The organism is Luteipulveratus halotolerans (assembly GCF_001247745.1).
In the GTDB taxonomy this organism is placed as follows: domain Bacteria; phylum Actinomycetota; class Actinomycetes; order Actinomycetales; family Dermatophilaceae; genus Luteipulveratus; species Luteipulveratus halotolerans.
Genome location: NZ_LAIR01000002.1, coordinates 1,041,398 through 1,064,149 on the forward strand (window position 1 = coordinate 1,041,398; position 22,752 = coordinate 1,064,149).

Consider the following 22,752-nt stretch of genomic DNA (forward strand, 5'->3'; position numbering starts at 1 on the left):
CCCCGCGGGCGTATGTGAGGGAAGTCTCATATGGCGGACGTGGAGATCCGCGCGATTCCGCGCTGCCAGTGGCCTGAGTCACATTGACATCTGCTCATCTCTTGTCCAATGCCGTTTACAAATTCTACGCTTTTGTCCAATGGATCGAGGAGGACTGACATGAGTGTGGGCAACCCTGCCGCGGGCACCGTTCCCGCCGGCTCGACGCGACGACGCAGTGGAAGGACAAGAAGCGCTATCTCTGGCTGCTCGGGCTGGTGATCCCTTCGCTCGCGATCGTCGCGATCGTGACCTTCCTGCTGACCGACTGGACCTGGGTGGTGTGGCTCGGCCCGATCCTGATCCTCGGCATCGTGCCGGCGATCGACCTGGTCGCGGGCCTGGACCAGTCCAACCCGCCCGACGACATGATCGAGGCGCTGGAGAAGGACAAGTACTACCGCTGGATCACCTACTTCTACCTACCGATCCAGTACGTCGGTCTGATCGGGGCGATGGCCGCTGTCGCCGGGCACAACCCGATCGGCTGGGTCGCTCGGCTCGTCGGCATCGACGGCCGGCTCGCTCAGTGGGGCTGGGGTGCCGAGCTGGTCGTGCAGGACATGAGCCTCACCACCCTGCAGAAGATCGGGATCGCGATCTCGATCGGATGCGTCGGCGGGATCGGCATCAACACCGCCCATGAGCTCGGCCACAAGAAGGAGGCCAACGAGCGGTGGTTGTCCAAGATCGCCCTCGCTCAGAGCTTCTACGGGCACTTCTACATCGAGCACAACCGAGGCCATCACGTGCGGGTCGCGACTCCGGAGGACCCCGCCAGCAGCCGGGTCGGTGAGAACTTCTACCAGTTCTGGCCGCGGACGGTCTGGGGGTCGCTCAAGAGTGCGTGGCGGCTGGAGAAGAAGCGGTACGCGCGCAAGGGCACCCATCCGTTCCACCTCGGCAACGACGTGCTCAACGCCTGGCTGATGTCCGTGGTGCTGTTCGGCGGGATCGTCGCGCTGTTCGGCTGGGAAGTGCTGCCGTACCTGCTGGTGCAGGCCGTCGTCGGCTTCTCGTTGCTGGAGGTCGTCAACTACATGGAGCACTACGGCATGCGGCGGCAGGAGGTCGGTGAGCCGGGTCGGCGCCGCTACGAGCGGGTCAACCCCAGTCACAGCTGGAACTCCAACAACGTCGCCACCAACGTGCTGCTCTACCACCTGCAGCGTCACAGCGACCACCACGCCAACCCGACTCGGCGCTACCAGACGCTGCGCGACTTCAAGGAGTCACCGGCCCTGCCGACCGGCTACGCCGGGATGATCGTGCTCGCGGCGTTCCCGCCGGTGTGGCGTCGGGTGATGGACCACCGGGTGCTGGAGCACTTCGACGGCGACATGAGCCGTGCCAACCTCAGCCCCCGCAAGCGAGACAAGATCCTGGCCCGCTACCCAGCGCCGACCGCGGCCGGCGACGTGCGCGGCGCTGACGTCACGGCGCAGGCGTTCGAGCACGAGGTGCTGGCCGCGCGCTGCCCCGGCTGCTCGTACGTCTACGAGGTGGCTGCCGGCGACGAGCACGAGGGCTTCGCGGCCGGGACCGCATGGAAGGACATCCCCGACTCCTGGTGCTGTCCCGACTGCGGTGTGCGCGAGAAGGTCGACTTCGTTCCGATCGAGAAGGTGGAGAGCGCATGAAGGCGATCGCCGATCGCGACCGCTGCGAGGGCCTCGGCATGTGCGAGGCGATGGCGGACCACTTCTTCGAGGTGGGCGAGGACGGCTACGTGTCCGTCCTGGACGACACCCCGGGTGAGGAGCACCGGCAGGACGTCACGGCGGCTGTCGACGCCTGTCCGGTGCTCGCCCTGAGCCTGCAGGGATGAGCATCGATCGGTTGGTCGTCGTCGGGGCCTCGCTGGCCGGCCTGCGCGCCGTCGAGGCGGCGCGCCGCGCCGGGTACGAGGGCCGTCTGACCCTGGTGGGTGCCGAGAAGCACCTGCCGTACGACCGACCTCAGCTCTCGAAGGCCTTCCTCGCCGCGGACGGCCCGTCGTCCGTCAGCCCGTACCGCAGTGAGGACGAGCTGCGGGGTGACCTCGGGGTCGAGCTCGTGCTGGGAGCGCCTGCCGAGCGGCTCGACACGGACGCGCGCGTGATCGAGGTCGGCGGTGAGCGCATCTCCTACGACGCCGCCGTCATCGCGACCGGCGCGAGCTCGCGGGGACTCACGGGAGTCGCCGAGCCCGCCGGGGGTCCACCACCTGCGTACGGCGGACGACGCGGTCGCCGTACGCACGGCGATGGGCACTGCAGCGCGCGTGGTGGTCGTCGGTGCGGGCTTCATCGGGTCGGAGGTCGCCTCGGCCGCACGCGCACGAGGTCAGGACGTCACGGTGGTCGAGGCCGCCGACCTGCCGCTGGTGCGGTCGGTGGGTCCGGGCGTCGGCGAGGTGTGTGTCCGGCTCCACCAGGCCAACGGTGCGCGGGTCGTGCTCGGGCGGGGTGTGACCGGGTTCGAGGAGACCGCGGGGCGGGTGACGGGCGTACGCCTCACCGACGGCACGGTCGTCCCGGCCGACCTGGTCGTGCTCGGCCTCGGCGTCACGCCCGCGACCGCATGGCTGCGCTCGAGCGCCGTGCCCCTGCACCCACACGACGGGGGAGTGGTCTGTGACGCGACGCTGGCGACCGGCGTACCCGGTGTCTACGCTGCCGGCGACGTCGCGCACGTCAGCAACCCGCTGTTCGAGGAGTCGCTGCGGTTGGAGCACTGGACGAGCGCGGCCGAGCACGGCGCGGCTGCGGCCCGTCACGCGCTCGACCCGGCGAGCGCCCGCCCCCTGGTGACCGTGCCGTACTTCTGGTCCGACTGGTACGGCCACCGCCTGCAGTTCGTCGGTACGCCACGGGCCGACGAGGTGGTCGTCACCGATTCCGCTGTGAGTGGTTATACCGCGCTGTACCGCCGGGGCGATCGCATGGTCGGCGCCCTCACCATCGACCGGCCGCGCGACATCATGAAGCTGCGTCGCAGCATCGTGGCCCGTCGTCCTTGGGCCGACATCGCCGCGGAGGCTGCCTGATCACAGACAGGTCGGTGCCTACGATGTCCCCCATGACGGGGGATGCAGCACCGACGATCGGTCTCGGCACACGGGAGCGCATCATCGCCGCTGCGGCGGCGCAGACCACGGCGCACGGCTGGGCATCGGTCACGATGGGCGGGCTGGCCAAGGCAGCAGGTGTCAGCCGCCAGACGGTCTACAACGAGATCGGCGGCAAGTCCGACCTGGCTCAGGCGCTGGTGTTCGCTGAGCTCGCGCGCTTCCTCACCGAGGTCGAGGAGGCGTTCGACGCCCACCCGGATGACCTGGTCGCGGCGGTCCGGGCGGCCGCGTACGGCGTGCTCGAGCTCGCCGCTCGCAACGAGCTGCTCCGGTCGGTGGTCTCGGCGACCCACGGCGCCGACACCGAGCTGCTGCCCCTGCTCACCACCAACGCGGAGTCGCTCCTCGGTATGGCCAAGGCCGCGGTCGCATCCCGCATCGAGCCGTACGGCATCCCGTTCGCGGACTACCAGCAGGCAGCGGGTATCGACGTGATCGTGCGGGTCGTGCTCAGCCATGTCATGCAGCCCTCGGGTACGCCGGCGGAGACCGCCGACAACATCGCCTGGATCGCCAGTCAGGTCCTGCGCGCCTAGTTGTAACTGAGCATGAGGTTGGTGACGCCGGCTGGCAGTCGTGAGGCCGGCGGCTGATCGCCCGCGGCGGTGTGGGGGCGATGGTAGTTGTAGTGGACCTGCCACACCTGGAGCTGGTCGCGACGCTGCTGCTCGGACTCGTACGCGGCGGCGTAGAGGACCTCGTGGGTGTAGGTCTGCTGGTAGCGCTCGACCTTGCCGTTGTGCTTGGGCGTGAACGCCTTGATCCGCTGATGCTTGGCCGCGAAGGAGTGCACGGCCCGGGTGAACGCACTGGCGCGGTAGCAGGACCCGTTGTCAGTCACGATCCGGGTGAAGCGGGTGATGCCGTGCGCGGCGAAGAACACCCGGGCACGGAACAAGAACCCGATCGCGGTGACGGCCTTCTCGTCGTCGTGGGCTTCGGTGTAGGCCAGCCGGGAGAACCCGTCGAGGGCGGAGTGCAGGTAGGTGTACCCGGTGCGGGCGCCACGGGTCTTGGCCCGGTCGGCGGCCTTGGCCTGGGCCGACCCGCGACCGTGCACCCGCCACCCGCCGCCGTCGGGGATGCGCCCGACCTTCTTCACGTCCAGGTGGGTCATGTGCCCGGGGTACCGGGCAGTGATCTTTCCCGGCGCCCGCAACGGTTCCCCGTCAACGTCCAGGTGCCGCAGCCGGTTCAGTCCGTGCCGGACCAGGATCCGGCTGATCGTGCACACCGCGATCCTGACGCCCTGGGCGCTCAGCTCCAGATGGATCCGCCGCGCGGACCACTTGCGTTTGCGCAACGCGATGACCTGTTCCACCACCTGCGGCGGTGTGGCGGTCGGGGAACGGCGGGGCCGGCTGGTCCGGTCGTGCAACCCTTCGTCGCCGTGCTCACGCCACCGGGCGTACCACTTCGACAAGCACTGCCGCGAGACCGCGGCCTCCGCTGCGACGTGCGCGATCGGGCGGTGCTGGCACCGGCGCACCAGGCGACGACGTCCTTCGAACGACAGGGCGGCTTTACTGTGGGGCATAGGGCAGGTTCCTTCGGCTGACTCGACGTGATGAACGGCTTGACACCTTCATCCTGTCGCCGCAGGGACCTGCCCGCCCTTAGCTACCCGGCCGTGTCACCAACCTCATGCGCCGCAACACCTAGTGGGCTTCGTCGCCCTGGTCGCGCGCGGCGATCAGCACAGCGACCACGGCGGCCGCCACGACGGCGAGGCCGATGATCGTGGCGGTCGTGCTCGTGCTGGACCGACCGTGCAGCGTGAGGGTGAGGGCGCCGGTCGCGAGCGTCACCCCCGCGACGGCGAGCGTGCGGCGTAGCCACGTACGGGCGATCGTCGTGGGTACCGGGGCCGGGTCAGGGCCGCTCGCGAGCAGGCTCTGGGCGCTGTGAACCGTCAGGAGAGCGCAGCCGGCCACGAGCGACCACCACGTCGTCGAGTCGTCGACCGCGACGTACCACAGCCACACGGACACGAGCAGCAGACCGGCGCCGGTCGCGGTGTGCGGGTTGACGGTCACGGCGGCCAGGGCGAGGACGAAGAGCCCGACCAGGAACGCCGGCGGGTCGCCTGCCGCCTGTGCCGCGCACCAGAACAGCAGCGCGGCGCCGACGATGACCGCGCCGAGCAGGAGACGGTCGCGATGCGTGGCCCCGATCCGGCGGGCCACCAGGTCCAGGAGCCTCATCGCACGACCGTGCGCGGTGCCGGGCGGCGGGCGATCTGCCGCAGCACCACGTCGAGTGAACCGGGGCCGTTCCACGGGATGACGGGCACGCCGCGCTGCTGCAGGTGCGCGACCTCGAGCTCGCGCTCGAGACGGCGGATGCGCCAGGCGGTCGACAGCTCGGCGTCGTCGTCGCTGCCGGCGACCACGACGTCGGGTGGCAGGCAGTCGACCACGACCACCGTGAGTCCGCGTTGGGCCAGGTGAGCGGCCTGCTCGGCGGCGTCACGGGCGACCAGAGGAGTGAGCATCAGCACGAGGGCGCCAGGACCTGTGTGGACCCGGTGCTGTGCGACGCGGCCGCGTCGAGGGCCGGTCGCCGTGTGGACCTCGGCGAGACGGTCGAGGAGGCGGCGCTGCTGTCGAGCCCTGTGCCCGCAGGCACGTCGACGGGGGTGGGCATGCCGAACGCACGCAACGCGACGCGCTCACCTCGCGCGAGCAGGTGAGTGGTCAGCGCCGCCGCGGCTCGCACCTCGAGGTCGAGAGTGCTCTGCCGGCCTTCGACGCCCTCGCTGACACCGACGTCGACCAGCGCATCGACGACCAGCAGCACCTCGGTGTCCTGCTCGGCGTAGGTCGTGCGCACGTGGATCTGACCGGTCCGAGCGGACACCGGCCAGTGGACACGTCGCAGCCGGTCGCCGCGCTGGAAGGGCCGGATGTCGGCGAACTCGGTCCCGTCGCCCGGTCGCCTGCTGCGGTTGAGACCCACGAGCCCGAGCGGGTGCGGTGCTGCGGCGACCAGGCTGAACGTCTCCTCGCCGGGCGAGGTGAGAGCCGTGGTGCCGGCCGTCGGGATCGGGCCCAGCCGTGCTGCGCCCCACGCGGACACGAGCGTCACCGTGCCGTTGCCGATGGTGCGGCGGCCCCAGCGTAGGGGCTGCCACGTGATGCTCGCGTGCGTCGCGCCGGACCCGACGGGCGCGATGGTCATGGGCACCTCGGGGTCGGTGCGCACGTGCGGGACCTCCTCCAGGACGCCGACGAGCTGCTCGGCACCGACCGATGGTTCGGCGGTGATGTCCCAGGCCGAGGTCTCGCCCTCACGCAGCCGGGTACGGCGCAGACTCGCGTGCACCGCGGGGACGTGGTCCGGCCACGACGCGATGGACCAGGCGGTGATCACGACGAACGGCGTGGCGAGGACCAGGAGGTCGGGCCGGTGGGCCAGGACCGCCAGCAGCGCGGCCACCCCCGCGACGAGCGCGCCCTGGACGAACAGCAGGGTGGGTCGCCAGCGTGGCGGGACGTCGTCGTCACCGGGCAGCCCCGACATCAGTCGCCGACCGCCGTGCCGCCGGTCGTGGGCACCGGCAGCGACGACAGTAGCGCGTGGATCACCGACGTCGGGGTGTGCTCGGTCATCCACAGCTCGGGCTTGAGGCTGACCCGGTGCGCGAGGACCGCCGTGGCGACCGCCTTGACGTCTTCGGGGACGACGTAGTCCCGACCCCGGATGACGGCGCGGGCTCGACCGACGAGCAGCAGCGCGAGCGACCCGCGCGGCGAGGCGCCGATCTGGATGTGGGCGTGCTCGCGGGTGGCCTGCGCGAGGCGCACGCAGTAGTCGGCGACCGAGTCCTCGACGTGCACGTGCTCGATGGCCGTCTGCGCGGCGAGCAGGCCGGCGGCATCGGTGACGGGCGAGAGGGTGATCTCCTCCTGGTGGCGCGCGGTGCGGCGCCGCAGCACGTCCAGCTCGTCCTGCGCGCTCGGGTAGCCGAACGAGACGCGGGCGAGGAAGCGGTCGAGCTGGGCCTCGGGGAGGGGGTAGGTGCCCTCGTACTCCACCGGGTTGGCCGTGGCGATGACGTGGAACGGCTGCGGCAGCGCGAAGGTCTGGCCCTCGATCGTGACCTGGCGCTCCTGCATCGCCTCCAGCAGGGCCGCCTGGGTCTTCGGCGGCGTGCGGTTGATCTCGTCGGCGAGCAGGAGCCCGGTGAACAGCGGCCCCTCCCGGAAGGAGAACTCGTGCCTGGACTGGTCGTACATGAAGGAGCCGGTGAGGTCGGCGGGCAGCAGGTCGGGGGTGAACTGGGCGCGCGTGAAGTCCAGCCCGAGCGACTGGGCCAGAGACCTCGCGGCGAGCGTCTTGCCGAGGCCGGGGAAGTCCTCCAGGAGCACGTGACCGCCGGCCAGCACCGTCGCGAGGACCAGCTCCAACGACTCGCGCTTGCCGACGACCGCGCGCTCGACGTTGTCCAGGACGTCCTGAGCCAGTCGCGTCGTGTCGGGGATCGTCATGGCGGGTGCGGGAAGGGTGCTCACAGGGCCTCGATTCGTGAGATGAGCCGGTCCAGGGTGCGCGGCTCGGGCCGCGGCGCAGGCTCGCTGAGCAGGTAGGCGGCGAGCTCGGGGTCGCGGTCGGGGAGCAGTCGGCGTACGACCTGGACGGAGGTCTCGTCGGCTCCGGTGGCGTGGGAGTGACGCAGGCGGCCGGCCGTGGCGTCGCGCAGGACGGCCTGCACGGTGACCGGGGCGTGGGCCGACGTCGTACCCGCGCCGCGGGGGTCGAACGTGTCGTGCACAGCGCGGTGCAGCACTCCGAGGCGGCCGTCAGCCGCCGGCCGTCGCGAGGTCTGGACGGCGTGAGCCGTCCACTCTGTGGGCTGCAGGTGTACGCCGAGATCGCTCACCAGCCACCACAGGCAGGCGACGGCGAGGGCGAGAACCGTGATGCCGACCGGGTCGGGCGAGGCGTCCATCCAGCGCAGCACGACATTGAGCACGACAGCGGCCGCCACGACGCCGGCCACGCGCTTGACCCACGTGCGGCTCATCGGCGACCCGCTCGGCTCGGCAGGTGCGCGTGGATGCGGTCGAGCGCGTCCTGGGCCCGGCGGCGGTGGTCCTCGGTCAAGGGGTGCTGCGAGTAGCGTGCCTCGCGGTAGAGACCGGCCAGGATCCGCAGCGCCTCGCGATCGGTGTCGAGGTCGTCGAGGACGCGCAGAGTCAGCTCGGCGGACGTCTCGCTCGGGGCCCGGTGTACGCCGGCATCGGCCACGGACTGCTCGAGCTGCACCCAGCAGGCGACGATGGCGTTGCTCGGAGCACCCTCGAGCAGTGCCGCATGCTGTGCGTGCCTGCTCTCGGCAACCGCTTCGGCCACCGGCGGCACGGGGTCGTGCAGCGCGCGGGACCGGCGCAGGCGGCGACCTCGCAGCGCCGCGAGCACGGCGCGACCGACGGCGACGGTCAGGGCGATGAGGGCGATCACCACGGCGGCGGTGAACAGGGCGGCGACGAGGCTCCCGAGCGGTGTCCCGCCGGCCCCTCCCGCCGAACCGGACGGCGGCGTGGCGGACGTCGCGCTCTCGCTGGTCGTGGTTGCAGCCTGCGGTGGAGTCGGCGGGTCCCAGTCGCGGCGAGGCCGGTGTGCGATCGGGCCCCCTGAGGTGACCGCCCATACGAGGACGAGCAGCCCGAGCGCGGCGCTCGTCGCGACGAGCCCGGCACGGCTGCTCAGCCGTGCCGGGGCATCCTCGTTCCGACCCCCGACCATGCCGCCGACACTACGCAGGCGCCAGATGGTTCGGACGCGTACGACCTGGCCTTGTCGAATTCGTGACCTGGGCGGCCCGCGCGGTGGATCAGGCCTTCGGCGCCTTGGGCGGCGGGGGCACCAGCTCGACGTCGGCGATGACCAGCTCGTCGCCGTCGGCGTAGGTCATCCCGCTCACCTTGCCGGCAGCACGCAGGTCACCCTCGGCGCCTCGCACGTGCTCGAGCGTGGTGGCCGGACCGGTCAACGTCATCGCGGTGACCTCGGCGCGCATGCCCATCTTGGCGTCCGACTTCGCCTTGCGGACACCGGCGAGTGCCGAGCCCACGGCGACCAGTGCGGCCGGGTCACCGCCTGCGGGCACCTCGTCGACGGTCGGCCAGGTCGTGCGGTGCACCGAGCCGTCGTGCCACCACGACCAGACCTCCTCGGTGGCGTACGGCAGCACCGGCGCGAGCAGCCGCAGCTGCACGTCGAGCGCGATCCGCAGAGCCGCGCGGGCGCTCGCCGCGGCATCGTCGCCCTGGCCGCCGTAGGCGCGGTCCTTGACCAGCTCGACGTAGTCGTCGCAGAACGTCCAGAAGAACGTCTCGGTCAGCTCGAGCGAACGGGTGTAGTCCCAGGCCTCGAAACCCTTGGTCGCACCGTCGACCACGTCGCGCAGCGCGGCCAGCATCGAGCGGTCGAGCGGATGGGTCACCTTGGCGGCGAGGTCACCCTCGACCTCGCCGAACGACAGCGCGAACTTGCTCGCGTTGAGGACCTTCATCGCCAGGCGGCGGCCGACCTTCATCTGGGCGGTGTCGTACGCCGAGTCGGTGCCGAGGCGACCGGACGCCGCCCAGTAGCGGACCGCGTCCGCACCGAACTGGCGCAGGACGTCCTCCGGGGTCTCGGCGTTGCCCTTGGACTTGGACATCTTCTTGCGGTCGGGGTCGAGGATCCAGCCGTTGATGGCGGCGTCGGTCCACGGCACCGAGCCGTGCTCGTAGTGGGCGCGCACGACCGTGGCGAACAGCCACGTGCGGATGATGTCGTGGCCCTGCGGACGCATGTCCATCGGGAAGATCTTGGCGAACAGCTCGTCGTCGTTGCGCTCACCGGCGTTGCTCTCGACCGGCCAACCCGTCGCGATCTGCGGGGAGAGCGACGAGGTCGCCCAGGTGTCCATGATGTCGGGGTCACCGGCGAATCCGCCTGGCACGCCTCGCTGCTCGGCGTCGAAGCCGGGCGGGACGTCGGTCTGCGGGTCGACCGGCAGCGAGGCGGCGGCAGCGTAGATCGGGTGCTCGTGGTCGATCTCGCCCTCGGCGTCGATCGGGTACCAGACCGGGAACGGCACACCGAAGAACCGCTGGCGGCTGATGAGCCAGTCGCCGTTGAGACCGCTGATCCAGTTGGCGTAGCGGCTGCGCATGAAGCCCGGGTGGAAGTCGATCTCGTCACCGCGCGCGATCAGCGCGTCGCGCAGCTCAGCGCTGCGCCCGCCGTTGCGGATGTACCACTGCCGGCTCGTGACGATCTCCAGCGGCTTGTCACCCTTCTCGAAGAAGTTGGCCTTGCGCTGGGTCTTCTTGGGCTCACCGATCAGGTCGCCCGACTCACGCAGCGCGGTCACGATGTTCTCGCGTGCGGTGTGCACGGTCTTGGTGGCGAGCTGCTCGGCATAGAGAGCCTCGCCCTTGCCACCGGCGATCCACTCGGGCGTCTCGCCGGTGAGCCGACCGTTGCGGGTGATGACCGATCGGATCGGCAGCTGCAGCTCGCGCCACCACTGCACGTCGGTCAGGTCGCCGAAGGTGCAGCACATCGCGATGCCGGCGCCCTTGTCGGGCTCGGCGGCCTGGTGCGCCAGCACCGGCACCTCGACCCCGAACAGCGGTGAGGTCACGGTGGTGCCGAACAGGTCGGCGTACCGCTCGTCGTCGGGGTGGGCGATCAGCGCCACCACGGCCGGGACGAGCTCAGGCCGCGTCGTCTCGATCTCGATGGTCGAGCCGTCGGGGCGGTGGAACGACACGGTGTGGAACGCACCGGGGTAGTCACGGGCCTCGAGCTCGGCCTGGGCGACGGCCGACTGGAACGTCACGTCCCACAGGCCCGGCGCCTCGGCCTGATAGGCCTCGCCGCGCTCGACGTTGTGCAGGAACGCCTGCTGGGCCACGGCACGCGAACGCTCGTCGATGGTGCGGTAGGTCTGCGTCCAGTCGATCGAGGCGCCGAGCGTACGGAACAGCGACTCGAACGCCTTCTCGTCCTCGACCGTGAGCTCCTCGCACAGCGGGATGAAGTTGGCGCGGCTGATCGGCACCTGGTCGGCGGCCTTGACCGACTTGCCCTCGGCGCCCTTCAGCGGTGGCGTGAAGTCCGGGTCGTACGCCGCCGCGTGGTCTCCGCGCACGCCGTAGTAGTTCTGCACCCGGCGCTCGGTGGGCAGGCCGTTGTCGTCCCACCCGATCGGGTAGAAGACCTCCTTGCCGATCATGCGCTGGTAGCGGGCCATGCAGTCGGTGTGGGTGTAGCCGAAGACGTGACCGACGTGCAGGCTGCCGCTCGCGGTCGGCGGGGGAGTGTCGATCGAGAACACCTGCTCGCGCGGCAGCGACAGCGCCCGCTCACGGTCGAACGCGTAGGTGCCGTTGTCCTCCCATACCTGACCCCACTTGTCCTCAAGTCCATCGACGGTGGGCTTGTCAGGGACCCGCGCGGTGCGCGGCTGGGGCGTGTCAGTCATGCCGGACATGATCCCAGACCGGGAAGGCGACGATCACCCGGGTTTGGTGGGCCTGAACGATGTGGTCGGTTCCACACGGACGTCGCCACACCGGTCGCGGACGTGGCGTACTCGGGCGCGTCGAGTACCGTCGGGCGCAGAACAGGCGGTCAGCCAACTGGGAGGGCACGATGAGCGATCAGTTCAGCGGTTATGCACCGCAGGCGGGTGGCTACCCGGCCGACGGCGGCCGGCCGTCGTACGGCCAGCAGTGGGACGCCCCCGCTGCCCAGCCGAGTGCGCAGTCACTGCAGGGTTTCGTGGCTGCGCTGCCACCGGACGCCGACGTGGTGCGCCCCTCCGAGGACTTCCTGACCTACGCCGAGGGCCGGATGCCCGCAGCGCTGGTCTCGCTGTGGCGTGAGCACGGCGTCGGGTTCTACGGCGACCAGCGCGTCGCCGTGCTCGACCCGGGTGCGTGGATGCAGGTGCTGCAGACGTGGCTCGGACCGGACGTCACCTCGGTGCCGATCGTCGCGACGAGCTTCGGGCACCTCTACCACTACGACCAGGTCGGCGGGCAGGACCGCATCCAGTGCCTCGACCCGCACTTCCAGAGCAACACGGTCGTCAGCAACGACCTGGTCGAGTTCTTCGAGGAGCACCTGCCCGGCAGCGGTTCCCACGTCTCCGACCTCGAGGGCCCGCGCGGCGGTGCCCGCCAGAAGCTCGGCCGTCTCGAGACCGACGAGATCTACTACTTCGTGCCGATGCTCGCCCTCGGCGGCACGGTCAGCCCGGACGCGCTCGCCAAGGGTCCGGGCCAGGAGCACCTGACCCAGATCCACCGCTCGGTCGGTCAGACCCGCGGCTGAGGTCGCTCACAGCGGTCGGCCCGGGTTGAGGATGCCGACCGGGTCGAACATCGCCTTGATCGCTCGCTGTCGAGCCAGCTCTGCCTCCCCGAGCTCGCGCGGCAGCCACTGACGCTTGAGCGCCCCGACCCCGTGCTCGCCGGTGATGGTGCCGCCCATGCCGAGGGCCAGGTCGACCAGCGACTCGAACGCCTCCTCGGCCCGCTCGCGGCTGCCGGGCACGTCCTCGGCGTAGAACACCGTCGGGTGCAGGTTGCCGTCGCCCCCGTGACCCGACATCACGATGTCGACGCCCGAGCGTGCTGACAGCTCCTCGGCGCGGGCGATGAGCTCGCCCAGGCGGCCGACCGGCACGCAGACGTCCTCGATGAAGTGCGGCCCCTTCAGCTCGAACGACGGTGCGAGCGCCCGCCTCCCGGCCATCAGGGCGTCGGCCTCCTGCGGGTCGTCGGCGACCGCGACCTCGACGGCGCCCGCCGCGGTGAGCAGGTCGGCGTACCGCTGGACGTCCTCGGCCGTGTGCCCCGGTCGGTCGGACTGCACGAGCAGCGCCGCCTGGGCGTCGGCCGGGAAGCCGAAGTCCTCGACCTGCTGGATCAGCTGGAGCGAGGCGTGGTCCAGGACCTCGATGAGGTTGGGGCTGTGCCGGTCGGCACGCAGTGCGACCAGGCCACGGGTCACCTGCTCCAACGACCCGAACGTCGCCAGTGCCGTCAGCGGTGCGTCGGCCGCAGGGACGAGCTTCAGGACGGCCTCGGTGACGACACCGAGCTGGCCTTCGGAGCCGACGAACAGGCCGGTCAGGTCCAGGCCCGCCACCCCCTTCGCCGTACGCCGACCGGTGCGGATCGCCTCCCCGCCGGCGAGCACGACCTCCAGGCCGCGGACGTAGTCGGCGGTCACGCCGTACTTGACGCAGCACAGACCACCGGCGTTGGTGGCGACGTTGCCGCCGATCGTGCACATGGGGGAGGAGGCCGGGTCCGGCGGGTAGAACAACCCTTCGGCGGCGACGGCCTGCTTCAGGGCGGCTGTGTTGACGCCCGGGCCGACGACGGCGTACCGCTCGTCGACCTCGATCCGGGTGCTGCGCAGCGCCTCGACGTTGAGCACGATGCCGCCCTCGAGCGCGGTCGCCGCACCGCACAAGGAGGTACGTGCCCCCTGCGGGACGACGGGGATCCGGTGCGCCTGCGCGTGCTCGAGCACGGCGACCACGTCGTCACGGTCACGAGCGCGGACGACGAGGAAGTCATCGGGGGCTGTGGAGCCGTGGCTGTAGTCGGTGGCGTAGGCGAGCGCGACGTCGCGGTCGGCGACCACGCGACCGGGCTCGAGGTCGGGGGCAGTGATCTGGCTCACCGACCCATCGTGCCTGGTGCCGCCGTGCCGTCGGAGCAGGCCTGTGCCGCGGAGCCGCTCCAGACGGCCGCGCACGATCCGCCGCACGTGACTGGATCGGTCCGGTGGTCGTCGCGATGCGGCCTGGTCGGACGCGCGTCGTACGACCAGGCTGACTGCCATGACCACAGCACTCGTCGTCATCGACGTCCAGAAGTCCTTCGAGCAGCGCCCGGTCTGGGCCGCGACCTCCAACCCCGACATCGTCCAGGACGTACGCCGTCTGGTCGACGCCGCGCGCGCCGCCGGCGACCTCGTGGTGTGGGTGATGCACATCGAGCCCGGCACGGGCGGCGTGTTCGACCCCGATCTCGGCCATGTCGTGCTCATGGACGGGCTGGAGCCGCAGGAGGGTGAGCCCACCGTGCGCAAGACGTCGCACAACGCCTTCACGACCACGAATCTGCAGCAGATCCTCACCGGTCACGGCGTGACCACGGTCCGGCTGTGCGGGATCCAGACCGAGCGCTGCTGCGAGACGACGGCCCGGGTCGCCTCCGACCTCGGCTACGCGGTCGACTTCGTCGTCGATGCGACGGCGACGTTCCCGATCGAGCACCGCGACGCCGAGGCCGGCCGTCCGCTGGAGCAGGTGCTGGCCGATCCGCGCACGATGCCGGTCGAGCAGGTCGTGGAGCGCACCGAGTACGCCCTGGCGGGCCGGTTCGCGACGATCCGCACGGTGGCTGAGCTTGTGTAGCGTGACCGGATCATGATGCGCACGGTCGTCTTCCTGCTCGTACCCGGGCTCCACCTGCTCGACCTCGCAGGCCCGGCCCAGGCCTTTCACACCGCTGCCGACCTCGGTGCCGGCTACGAGCTGCGCTATGTCGCCGAGCAGGAGGACGTCCCGACCGCTCAGGGCCTCGCGACGCGGGCCAGCACGACCTGGCCGGACCTGGGTCGCGACGACCTCGTCGTGGTCCCGGGCTGGCGAGGCTCGAGCCTGCTGAGCCACTCGCCGCTGCGCGAGCCGGCGCTCCAGGCGCTGCGACGGCACCATCGCAACGGAGGCACGGTCGCGAGCGTCTGCTCGGGGGCTGACGCGCTCGGGCGGGCCGGTCTCCTGGACGGACGGCGTTGCACGACTCACCACGAACTGCAGGCCGAGCTCGCGACTCGCTACCCGCGGGCCGCGGTGCAGCACGACGTGCTCTTCAGCGACGACGACCGGGTCGTGACCTCTGCAGGCATCGCCAGCGGCATCGACCTCGCGCTCCACCTCATCGCCCAGCAGCACGGCCCGGCCCTGTCGGCCCGCGTCGCGCGGTCGATGGTGGTCTACGTCCGGCGCAACGGCGAGCATCCTCAGGAGAGCGCCATGCTGCGCCACCGCGGGCACCTGTCCGACGTCGTGCACCGGGTGCAGGACCTCATCGATCGCGACTTCACCCGCACCCTGCCGCTGTCGACGCTCGCCGCGCACGGGGGAGTGAGCGAGCGCACGCTGACCCGGCTGTTCGTCACCACGACCGGCACGACCCCGCTGCGCTACCAGCAGGCACTGCGGGTCGAGCACGCCCAGCACCTCATCGGTCAGGGGGCGACGATCGAGTCCGCCGCTCGCGCCACCGGTTTCGAGGACGCCCGGATGCTGCGGCGCCTGCGAGCCCGCGCACTCGCCGGCTGACCGCGGGGAAGCGACCGCTCTCGGGCGGGCAGCCCGAGAACAGGGGCGTCTCCATGCCTCCGCGCTCGCGGACGATCGGGCAGGATGGCCGCCGGTCGGAGCAGAGCGCTCCGCGGGGAGGGAGACCGAAGCCATGGTTCGTCGTACAGCCGTCGTCGTCAGCTGCGTGCTGAGCGCTGCACTGCTCGCCGGTTGCGGAGGGTCCGGAGGCGCAGAAGGCCAGGCCAGGGCGGCTGGGCTGGGACCCGACGGGGTGGCGCAGTCGTTCATGGACTCCTGGTCGACCGGTGACCACCAGCAGGCCTGCACGCTGGTGGCCGCCGAGGACGAGTCCGGAGGCCTCGACGCCACCGAGCAGGCGCAGTGCCCGCAGATGCTCGGCTGGCTCCTCGGCATGAACGACCCGGCTCGGCTCAAAGCCGCCACGGTCCGCCAGAGCACGGTCAACGGCAACCACGCGACCGTCGCCTGGTCCGGGCTCGGCTCCGGTTCTGAGGACGACTTCACCATGGTCCGGATCAAGGGACGCTGGTCCGTCGACTCGGACACCTTCAACTGAGGTGAGTGGACCGAGGGCGTCGCGTACGATGGGCGCACAAGGCGTCTGAGCCGTCATCAGCGGCGAGCCTCCGGAAGAACGGCGCAAGCAGCGCTCACTAGACCCGGACGGGACGAGCCCGTGACAGCTCAGGCGAAGCGGCCGTACGTCGCGCGCTCACCACGAGCGACGCGTGCGGCAAGCGAGGTGGTACCGCGGTGCCGCCCGGGCAGTCCGGGCAACGTCGTCCTCGTGAGCAGGTTCGACGACGCGAGAGAGATGCCACGCCGATGACCTACCCCAAGGTCGACCTCAGCACCCCGGACGAGACGCCCCAGGGTGTCGCTGCGACACCGCGGTTCCCTGACATCGAGCAGGGCGTGCTCGCCTACTGGGAGGCCGACGACACCTTCCGGGCCTCGGTCGAGGCGCGTGACGCCGGCACCGACGGTGACAACGAGTTCGTCTTCTACGACGGTCCGCCCTTCGCCAACGGACTGCCGCACTACGGTCACCTGCTCACCGGCTACGTCAAGGACCTCATCCCGCGCTACCAGACGATGCGCGGCCGCCGCGTCGAGCGTCGCTTCGGCTGGGACACTCACGGGCTGCCCGCCGAGCTCGAGGCGATGAACCAGCTCGGCCTCAAGACCAAGGACGAGATCCTCGAGATGGGGATCGAGAAGTTCAACGGCGCCGCGCGCGACTCGGTGCTGCGCTACACCGCCGAGTGGGAGACCTACGTCAAGCGGATGGGCCGCTGGGTCGACTTCGACAACGACTACAAGACGCTCAACCCCGACTACATGGAGTCGGTGATCTGGGCGTTCAAGCAGCTCTACGACAAGGGTCTGATCTACGAGGGCTTCCGCGTCCTGCCCTACTGCTGGAACGACGAGACGCCGCTGTCCAACCACGAGCTGCGCATGGACGACGACGTCTACAAGATGCGTCAGGACCCGGCGGTGACCGTCGGTTTCCGGGTCACCGGCGACCACGACCTCGCGGGTGCGCGCCTGCTCATCTGGACGACGACGCCGTGGACCCTGCCCTCCAACCTCGGCATCATGGTGCGCCGCGACATCGACTACGTCGTGGTCGAGTCCGACTTCACGGGCACGACCGAGCGCTACGTGATCGCCGAGGCGCGCGTGGCGGCGTACGCCAAGGAGCTGTTCGGTGACGCCAAGGCCGACTGGCGCGAGCACGTCGTGCAGCGGCTCACCGGCGCCGACCTGCTGGGCGTCTCCTACACACCTCCGTTCTCCTACTTCGAGGGCCACGACAAGGCGTTCCGGGTCTTCGAGGCGGACTTCGTCACGACCGAGGACGGCACCGGCCTGGTGCACACCGCGGGCGCGTTCGGTGAGGAGGACATGGTCGTCACCGACCGCGAGGGCATCGCGCCGGTGATCCCCGTCGGCCCCGACGGCAGGTTCACCTACCCGGTGACCGAGTACGAGGGCATGCAGGTCTTCGACTCCAACCTGCACATCATCGACCACCTCAAGGCGCGCACGCGCGGTGAGGGCGAGGCCGGCGCGACCACCGACGGGACGGTGCTGCTGCGCCGCGAGTCCTACGACCACAGCTACCCGCACTGCTGGCGCTGCCGCAACCCGCTGATCTACATGGCGGTCAGCAGCTGGTTCGTCGAGGTCACGAAGTTCAAGGACCGCATGCTCGAGCTCAACCAGGAGATCAACTGGGTGCCGGGCAACGTCAAGGACGGGCAGTTCGGTCGCTGGCTCGAGAACGCCCGCGACTGGTCGATCACCCGAAACCGCTTCTGGGGCAGTCCCGTTCCCGTCTGGAAGTCGGACAACCCGGAGTTCCCGCGAGTCGACGTCTACGGCTCCTTCGATGAGCTGGAGCGCGACTTCGGCGTACGCCTGGAGGACCTGCACCGGCCCTACATCGACGAGCTCACGCGGCCCAACCCCGACGACCCGAGCGGGCGGTCGACGATGCGCCGCGTCGAGGACGTGCTGGACGTGTGGTTCGACTCGGGCTCGATGTCCTACGCCCAGGTGCACTACCCGTTCGAGAACGCCGAGTGGTTCGAGCACCACTTCCCGGCCGACTTCATCGTCGAGTACATCGGGCAGACGCGCGGCTGGTTCTACATGCTGCACATCCTTGCGGCCGGTCTGTTCGACAAGCCGGCGTTCAGCTCGGTGATCTGCCACGGCATCGTGCTCGGCTCCGACGGCCAGAAGATGTCCAAGTCGCTCAAGAACTACCCCGACGTCAACGAGGTGTTCGACCGCGACGGCGCCGACGCGATGCGCTGGTTCCTCATGCAGAGCCCGATCCTGCGCGGCGGCAACCTGGTCGTCACCGAGCAGGGCATCCGCGACGGCGTGCGTCAGGTGCTGATGCCGCTGTGGAGCAGCTGGTACTTCTTCAGCCTGTACGCCAACGCCGCCGGCTACGAGGCCAAGGCCACGACGTCGTCCACGGACGTGCTCGACCAGTACCTCCTCGCCAAGCTGCGCGACCTGGTCGAGGACGTACAGACCCGCCTCGACGTGTACGACGTCGCCGGGGCCTGCGACTCGGTGCACGGCTTCCTCGACGTGCTGACCAACTGGTACATCCGGCGTTCGCGTGAGCGGTTCTGGGAAGGCAGCGCGCACGAGGCGTTCGACACCCTCTACACCGCGCTCGAGACGGTGACGCGCGTCGCGGCTCCGCTGCTGCCGTTCACCACCGAGCAGATCTGGCGCGGTCTGACCGGCGGTCGGTCGGTCCACCTCACCGACTGGCCCGACGCGTCGACGTTGCCGGCCGACGCCGACCTGGTCGCGGCGATGGACCGCGCACGCGACGTGTGCGGTGCGACGCTGAGCCTGCGCAAGGCCCAGCAGCTGCGCGTACGACTGCCCCTCGGCAACGTCACGGTCGTGACGGCCGACGCGAGCGCGCTCGAGCCGTTCACCTCCGTGGTCGCTGACGAGGTCAACGTGCGCACGGTCGGTCTGGTCGACATCGCCGACGCGAGCGCGTCCGACTTCGGCGTCTCGCAGCGCCTGGTCGTCAACGCCCGTGCCGCCGGGCCGCGCCTCGGCAAGGACGTCCAGCTCGCGATCAAGGGCTCCAAGTCCGGTGACTGGAGCGTCGGCGACGACGGTGTGGTCACCAGTGGCGGACTCGCCCTGCAGGAGGGTGAGTACACCCTCGAGACCGTGGTCGACGAGTCGGGCGACTCGGCCAGCCGCGCCGTGCAGATGCTGCCCGGCGGCGGGTTCGTCGTCCTGGACACCGAGGTCACCGAGGAGCTGGCCCGGGAGGGCCTGGCACGCGACGTGATCCGTGCGGTGCAGGAGGCGCGCCGCAAGGCGGGTCTGGAGGTCACCGACCGCATCTCGCTCGCCGTCACCGGTGACGACAGCGTCTGGGAGGCGACGGTCGAGCACCAGCAGCTGATCATGCGTGAGACCTTGGCGACGCAGTTCGGCTCGGCGGGCGCCGGGCACGACCTGCCGCCGGGTCGCGGCGAGCAGGCCAAGGTGGGCGACGGGCTCACCGTGACGATCGAGGTCAAGAAGGTGTCAGCGTGATGGTGGCCGAGGACCGCCTCGTGATCCGGCAGGCCGACGGTGAGGACCTCACCGCCGTGATCGAGGTCGGGCACCGCACCTGGCCGGTCACCTACGGGCCGATCGCCGGTGACGACTACGTCGCGATGGGTCTGGCCAAGTGGTGGACCCAGGAGGCGACGATCCCCGCGATCCGCGCGGGCCGGGTCACCGTGGCCGAGGTCGACCACGAGGTGGTGGGCATGGCCAGCGTCGGCCCGTCCGACGGTCACCTCACCCTCTGGAAGCTCTACGTCCTGCCCGAGCGCCAGAGCGACGGCATCGGCGGCCGGTTGCTTCGCGCTGTGATCGCCAAGGCGCGCGAGGACGGTCACGACGAGATCCGGCTCTCCTACCTCGCCGGCAACGACAACGCCGCCGCGTTCTACGAGCACTTCGGCTTCGCCGAGATCGAGCGCGAGAGCAGCGGGTCCGGCATCCCCGACAGCGTCTGGATGCGCCTGGTGCTGACGCAGGACGGTGAGGCATGAGCGGCCGCCCGGACGCAGCCCAGGTCGAGGCGGCCCGTCGCCTCGAGCTGCACAAGCGGATGCGAGAGGTCGAGGAGGCGATCCTCGCCCGGACGCCGGAGAGCTCGCCCGAGCCGTCGCTGGACCGCGTCGCCCGGTGCATGGAGCTCATGGGTGACCCGCAGCGCAGCTTCCCGCTGATCCACCTGACGGGCACCAACGGCAAGACGTCGACCGCTCGCATCATCGAGCGGGTGCTGCGCGAGACCGGCATCTCCACGGGCCGGTTCACCAGCCCCCACCTGCACGACATCCGTGAGCGGATCTCGTTGAACGGCAAGGCGATCGACGCCCAGCGATTCGTCGACACCTACGACGAGGTGCTGCCCTTCATCGAGATCGTCGATGCCGAGTCGGCGGCTGCGGGCGATGTACGGATGACCTACTTCGAGGTGCTGGTCGTGCTGGCGTACGCCGTCTTCGCCGACGCGCCCGTCGACGTCGCCGTCGTCGAGGTGGGCCTCGGCGGTGTCTGGGACGCCACCAACGTGGCCGATGCGACGGTCGCCGTGCTGACCCCGATCGCGATCGACCACCAGCGGCTGCTCGGCAGCAGCCTGGAGGACATCGCCACCGAGAAGCGCGGCATCATCAAGCCCGGCTCGATCACAGTCGTGAGCCGTCAGGAGCCCGAGGTCGACGAGCTGATCGAGGAGCGGGTCGAGGAGGTCGGGGCGAGCCTCAACCGCGAGGACCGCGACTACGGCCTGACCGCCCGCGAGGCCGCGGTCGGAGGCCAGCAGCTGTCCGTGCGCGGGCTGGCGGCGTCGTACGACGACCTGTTCCTGCCGTTGTTCGGTGAGCACCAGGCCCACAACGCGGCAACGGCGATCGCCGCTGTCGAGGCGTTCCTCGGCGGGGGAGAGCAGCCGCTGTCCGACGAGGTGCTGCGTGCGGGCCTGGCCGAGGTCACCTCGCCCGGTCGGCTGGAGATCGTCCGACGGTCGCCGACCGTGCTGGTCGACGCCGCGCACAACCCGGCCGGTGTGGCCGCGCTGCGCGAGGCGCTCAACGACTCGTTCACGTTCAACCGGCTGGTCGGCGTGATCGCGATCCTGCAGGACAAGGACGCCGAGCAGATGCTCGAGGCGCTCGAGCCGATCCTCGACCACGTCGTCGTGACCCGGACGACCTCGGTGCGGGCGACCCCGCCCGAGGAGCTCGGCCGACTCGCCCGTGAGATCTACGGCGAGGACCGCGTGACCGTCGTCCGCGACCTGCCCGACGCCCTCGACCAGGCGGCCGGCCTGGCCGACGAGGGCGGCGGTGTCGGAGGCGGCGTCCTCGCGACGGGTTCGGTCGTGACGGCCGCCGAGGTGCGGATGCTGCTCGGGCTGGGCGAGGCCGACGCATGATCGGTCGCCTGCTCATCTACGGGGTCGGCGAGAAGATGACACGGCGGTTCGCTGCCGTCGTGGTCGCGAGCCAGGCGTTCGCCATCTTCTTCGGTGCCCTGGTCGCGTACGCCATCAACCGCGCCGACGGTGGGTCGCAGCACCGCACCTACCTCGTCGTCGGATGTGTGCTCGCTGTGCTCAGCCTGCTGACTTCCGGTGTGTTGCGCCGTCCGTGGGGTGTGACGCTCGGCTGGCTCGTCCAGGCCGCTACGCTCGCGTCCGGATTCATCGTCCCCGCCATGCTGTTCGTCGGTCTGATGTTCGCAGCGCTGTGGATCACCGCCCTGTTCCAGGGCCACAAGATGGACCAGCTGACTCGCGACTACACCACCAGGAGACCTGCATGAGCTGGATCGAGGCCGTGGTTCTCGGCATCGTCCAAGGCCTGACCGAGTTCCTCCCGATCTCCAGCTCAGCGCACCAGCTGATCGTGGCGCGCCTGTTCTTCGACAACGACGGCGGCGGGTCGGCGTTCACGGCCATCAACCAGCTCGGCACCGAGGCGGCGGTGATCGTCTACTTCTGGCGTGACATCGCCCGGATCATCAAGCAGTGGGCGCTCTCGCTCGTCGGCAAGGTGCCGCGCTCGGACCCCGACGCCCGCATGGGCTGGCTGGTCATCATCGGCACCCTGCCGATCGGCATCCTCGGCCTGCTGTTCCAGGACAAGATCGACAGCACGCTGCGCAACCTGTGGATCACCGCCTCGATGCTCCTGGTGTTCGGCATCGTGCTCTACGTCGCCGACTCGATCGCCCGGCAGCGCAAGAGTCTCGAGCAGATCACGCCGCGCGACGGTGTGGCCTTCGGCTTCTGGCAGGCGTGTGCCCTGATCCCGGGCGTGTCCCGCTCGGGCGGCACGATCGCCGGTGGTCTGTTCATGGGCTACACCCGTGAGGCCGCAGCGCGGTACTCCTTCCTGCTCGCGATCCCCGCGGTGCTCGCGTCCGGGCTCTTCAAGGTCGTCAAGATCGGTGAGGACGACCCCAACCCGCCGTGGGGGCCGATCGCGATCGCGACTGTGATCGCGTTCGTCGTCGGGTACGCCGTCATCGCCTGGCTGATGCGCTACATCACCACCCACGACTTCAAGCCGTTCGTGATCTACCGCGTGGTCCTCGCGCTGGTGATCTTCGGCCTGCTCGCGTTCGGGGCGGTCGACGCGGCGGCCCCGCCCGTCTGACGCGC

At 70.3% G+C, this 22,752-nt stretch carries 22 protein-coding genes and 1 pseudogene; 14 read left to right on the forward strand and 9 right to left on the reverse strand.

The window, feature by feature from the left end; all coding sequences use genetic code 11:
- Positions 1–257 precede the first annotated feature (257 nt).
- The 5 genes and pseudogenes from VV01_RS24600 to VV01_RS05540 all read left to right on the forward strand — a co-directional run bounded on the left by VV01_RS24600 (position 258) and on the right by VV01_RS05540 (position 3,687).
- A complete protein-coding gene (locus VV01_RS24600) occupies positions 258–1,679 on the forward strand; it encodes a fatty acid desaturase (RefSeq protein WP_269431114.1) in 1,422 nt (473 codons plus the stop codon).
- Positions 1,676–1,867, forward strand: coding sequence for a ferredoxin (locus tag VV01_RS05530; protein ID WP_050669013.1), 192 nt, complete (start codon positions 1,676–1,678; stop codon positions 1,865–1,867). The genes VV01_RS24600 and VV01_RS05530 overlap by 4 nt, the downstream gene beginning before the upstream one ends.
- A pseudogene (locus tag VV01_RS24890) lies at positions 1,864–2,136 on the forward strand (FAD-dependent oxidoreductase); the annotation flags it as partial. The gene VV01_RS05530 and the pseudogene VV01_RS24890, both read left to right, overlap by 4 nt.
- A 16-nt stretch (positions 2,137–2,152) precedes the next feature.
- Positions 2,153–3,067, forward strand: coding sequence for an NAD(P)/FAD-dependent oxidoreductase (locus tag VV01_RS05535; protein WP_197274999.1), 915 nt, complete (start codon positions 2,153–2,155; stop codon positions 3,065–3,067).
- Positions 3,068–3,099: 32 nt separating this feature from the next.
- On the forward strand, positions 3,100–3,687 hold the full coding sequence (locus VV01_RS05540; protein WP_197275000.1) for a TetR/AcrR family transcriptional regulator: 588 nt from the start codon (positions 3,100–3,102) through the stop codon (positions 3,685–3,687).
- Here VV01_RS05540 and VV01_RS05545 read toward each other — a convergent pair.
- From VV01_RS05545 to valS, 8 genes are all read right to left on the reverse strand, one after another.
- Positions 3,684–4,688: an IS481 family transposase gene (locus tag VV01_RS05545; protein WP_050669015.1), complete on the reverse strand. Its 1,005-nt coding sequence runs from the start codon at positions 4,686–4,688 to the stop codon at positions 3,684–3,686. The genes VV01_RS05540 and VV01_RS05545 overlap by 4 nt on opposite strands.
- A 121-nt stretch (positions 4,689–4,809) precedes the next feature.
- Positions 4,810–5,355 (reverse strand): hypothetical protein, encoded by a 546-nt coding sequence (locus VV01_RS05550; protein WP_157508754.1) that lies wholly within the window; start codon positions 5,353–5,355, stop codon positions 4,810–4,812.
- A complete protein-coding gene (locus VV01_RS05555; RefSeq protein WP_157508755.1) occupies positions 5,352–5,645 on the reverse strand; it encodes a hypothetical protein in 294 nt (97 codons plus the stop codon). Before VV01_RS05555 ends, VV01_RS05550 begins: the two co-directional genes overlap by 4 nt.
- A complete protein-coding gene (locus VV01_RS05560) occupies positions 5,645–6,673 on the reverse strand; it encodes a DUF58 domain-containing protein (protein WP_050669018.1) in 1,029 nt (342 codons plus the stop codon). Before VV01_RS05560 ends, VV01_RS05555 begins: the two co-directional genes overlap by 1 nt.
- Entirely contained in the window at positions 6,673–7,641 is a 969-nt protein-coding gene (locus tag VV01_RS05565) for an AAA family ATPase (RefSeq protein WP_050671743.1), read from the reverse strand. The genes VV01_RS05560 and VV01_RS05565 overlap by 1 nt, the downstream gene beginning before the upstream one ends.
- A gap of 20 nt (positions 7,642–7,661) precedes the next feature.
- Entirely contained in the window at positions 7,662–8,177 is a 516-nt protein-coding gene (locus VV01_RS05570) for a hypothetical protein (protein WP_050669019.1), read from the reverse strand.
- Positions 8,174–8,899: a DUF4129 domain-containing protein gene (locus VV01_RS05575; protein WP_050669020.1), complete on the reverse strand. Its 726-nt coding sequence runs from the start codon at positions 8,897–8,899 to the stop codon at positions 8,174–8,176. Before VV01_RS05575 ends, VV01_RS05570 begins: the two co-directional genes overlap by 4 nt.
- Before the next feature lie 88 nt (positions 8,900–8,987).
- Complete coding sequence (gene valS, locus VV01_RS05580; RefSeq protein ID WP_050669021.1) at positions 8,988–11,633, reverse strand: valine--tRNA ligase; 2,646 nt, start codon at positions 11,631–11,633, stop codon at positions 8,988–8,990.
- Between the two features lie 170 nt (positions 11,634–11,803).
- Between valS and VV01_RS05585 the strand changes: the two genes are divergently transcribed.
- Positions 11,804–12,487, forward strand: a complete 684-nt coding sequence (locus VV01_RS05585; RefSeq protein WP_197275001.1) for a T6SS immunity protein Tdi1 domain-containing protein — start codon at positions 11,804–11,806, stop codon at positions 12,485–12,487.
- Positions 12,488–12,493: 6 nt separating this feature from the next.
- On the opposite strand, the gene VV01_RS05590 is transcribed toward VV01_RS05585, so the two are convergent.
- Entirely contained in the window at positions 12,494–13,849 is a 1,356-nt protein-coding gene (locus tag VV01_RS05590; RefSeq protein ID WP_050671744.1) for an FAD-binding oxidoreductase, read from the reverse strand.
- A gap of 160 nt (positions 13,850–14,009) precedes the next feature.
- Here VV01_RS05590 and VV01_RS05595 point away from each other — a divergent pair, with 160 nt between their 5' ends.
- The 8 genes from VV01_RS05595 (at position 14,010) to VV01_RS05630 (ending at position 22,747) form a co-directional block, all read left to right on the forward strand.
- A complete protein-coding gene (locus VV01_RS05595; RefSeq protein WP_050669023.1) occupies positions 14,010–14,588 on the forward strand; it encodes a cysteine hydrolase family protein in 579 nt (192 codons plus the stop codon).
- A 12-nt stretch (positions 14,589–14,600) separates the two neighbouring features.
- The gene (locus VV01_RS05600) at positions 14,601–15,518 is read left to right on the forward strand and encodes a GlxA family transcriptional regulator (RefSeq protein WP_231635163.1); all 918 of its coding nucleotides are present in this window, start codon (positions 14,601–14,603) and stop codon (positions 15,516–15,518) included.
- Between the two features lie 133 nt (positions 15,519–15,651).
- On the forward strand, positions 15,652–16,077 hold the full coding sequence (locus VV01_RS05605; protein WP_157508756.1) for a hypothetical protein: 426 nt from the start codon (positions 15,652–15,654) through the stop codon (positions 16,075–16,077).
- 269 nt (positions 16,078–16,346) lie between these two features.
- Positions 16,347–19,619: an isoleucine--tRNA ligase gene (gene ileS, locus VV01_RS05610; RefSeq protein ID WP_050669025.1), complete on the forward strand. Its 3,273-nt coding sequence runs from the start codon at positions 16,347–16,349 to the stop codon at positions 19,617–19,619.
- Positions 19,619–20,128 carry a GNAT family N-acetyltransferase gene (locus tag VV01_RS05615; RefSeq protein ID WP_050669026.1) on the forward strand — a complete coding sequence of 170 codons (510 nt, stop codon included), beginning with the start codon at positions 19,619–19,621 and terminating at the stop codon, positions 20,126–20,128. The genes ileS and VV01_RS05615 overlap by 1 nt, the downstream gene beginning before the upstream one ends.
- The gene (locus VV01_RS05620) at positions 20,125–21,522 is read left to right on the forward strand and encodes a bifunctional folylpolyglutamate synthase/dihydrofolate synthase (protein ID WP_050669027.1); all 1,398 of its coding nucleotides are present in this window, start codon (positions 20,125–20,127) and stop codon (positions 21,520–21,522) included. Before VV01_RS05615 ends, VV01_RS05620 begins: the two co-directional genes overlap by 4 nt.
- Entirely contained in the window at positions 21,519–21,911 is a 393-nt protein-coding gene (locus VV01_RS05625) for a DUF4233 domain-containing protein (protein WP_071606301.1), read from the forward strand. Before VV01_RS05620 ends, VV01_RS05625 begins: the two co-directional genes overlap by 4 nt.
- Complete coding sequence (locus VV01_RS05630; protein ID WP_050669028.1) at positions 21,908–22,747, forward strand: undecaprenyl-diphosphate phosphatase; 840 nt, start codon at positions 21,908–21,910, stop codon at positions 22,745–22,747. Before VV01_RS05625 ends, VV01_RS05630 begins: the two co-directional genes overlap by 4 nt.
- The last annotated feature ends 5 nt before the right edge of the window (positions 22,748–22,752 follow it).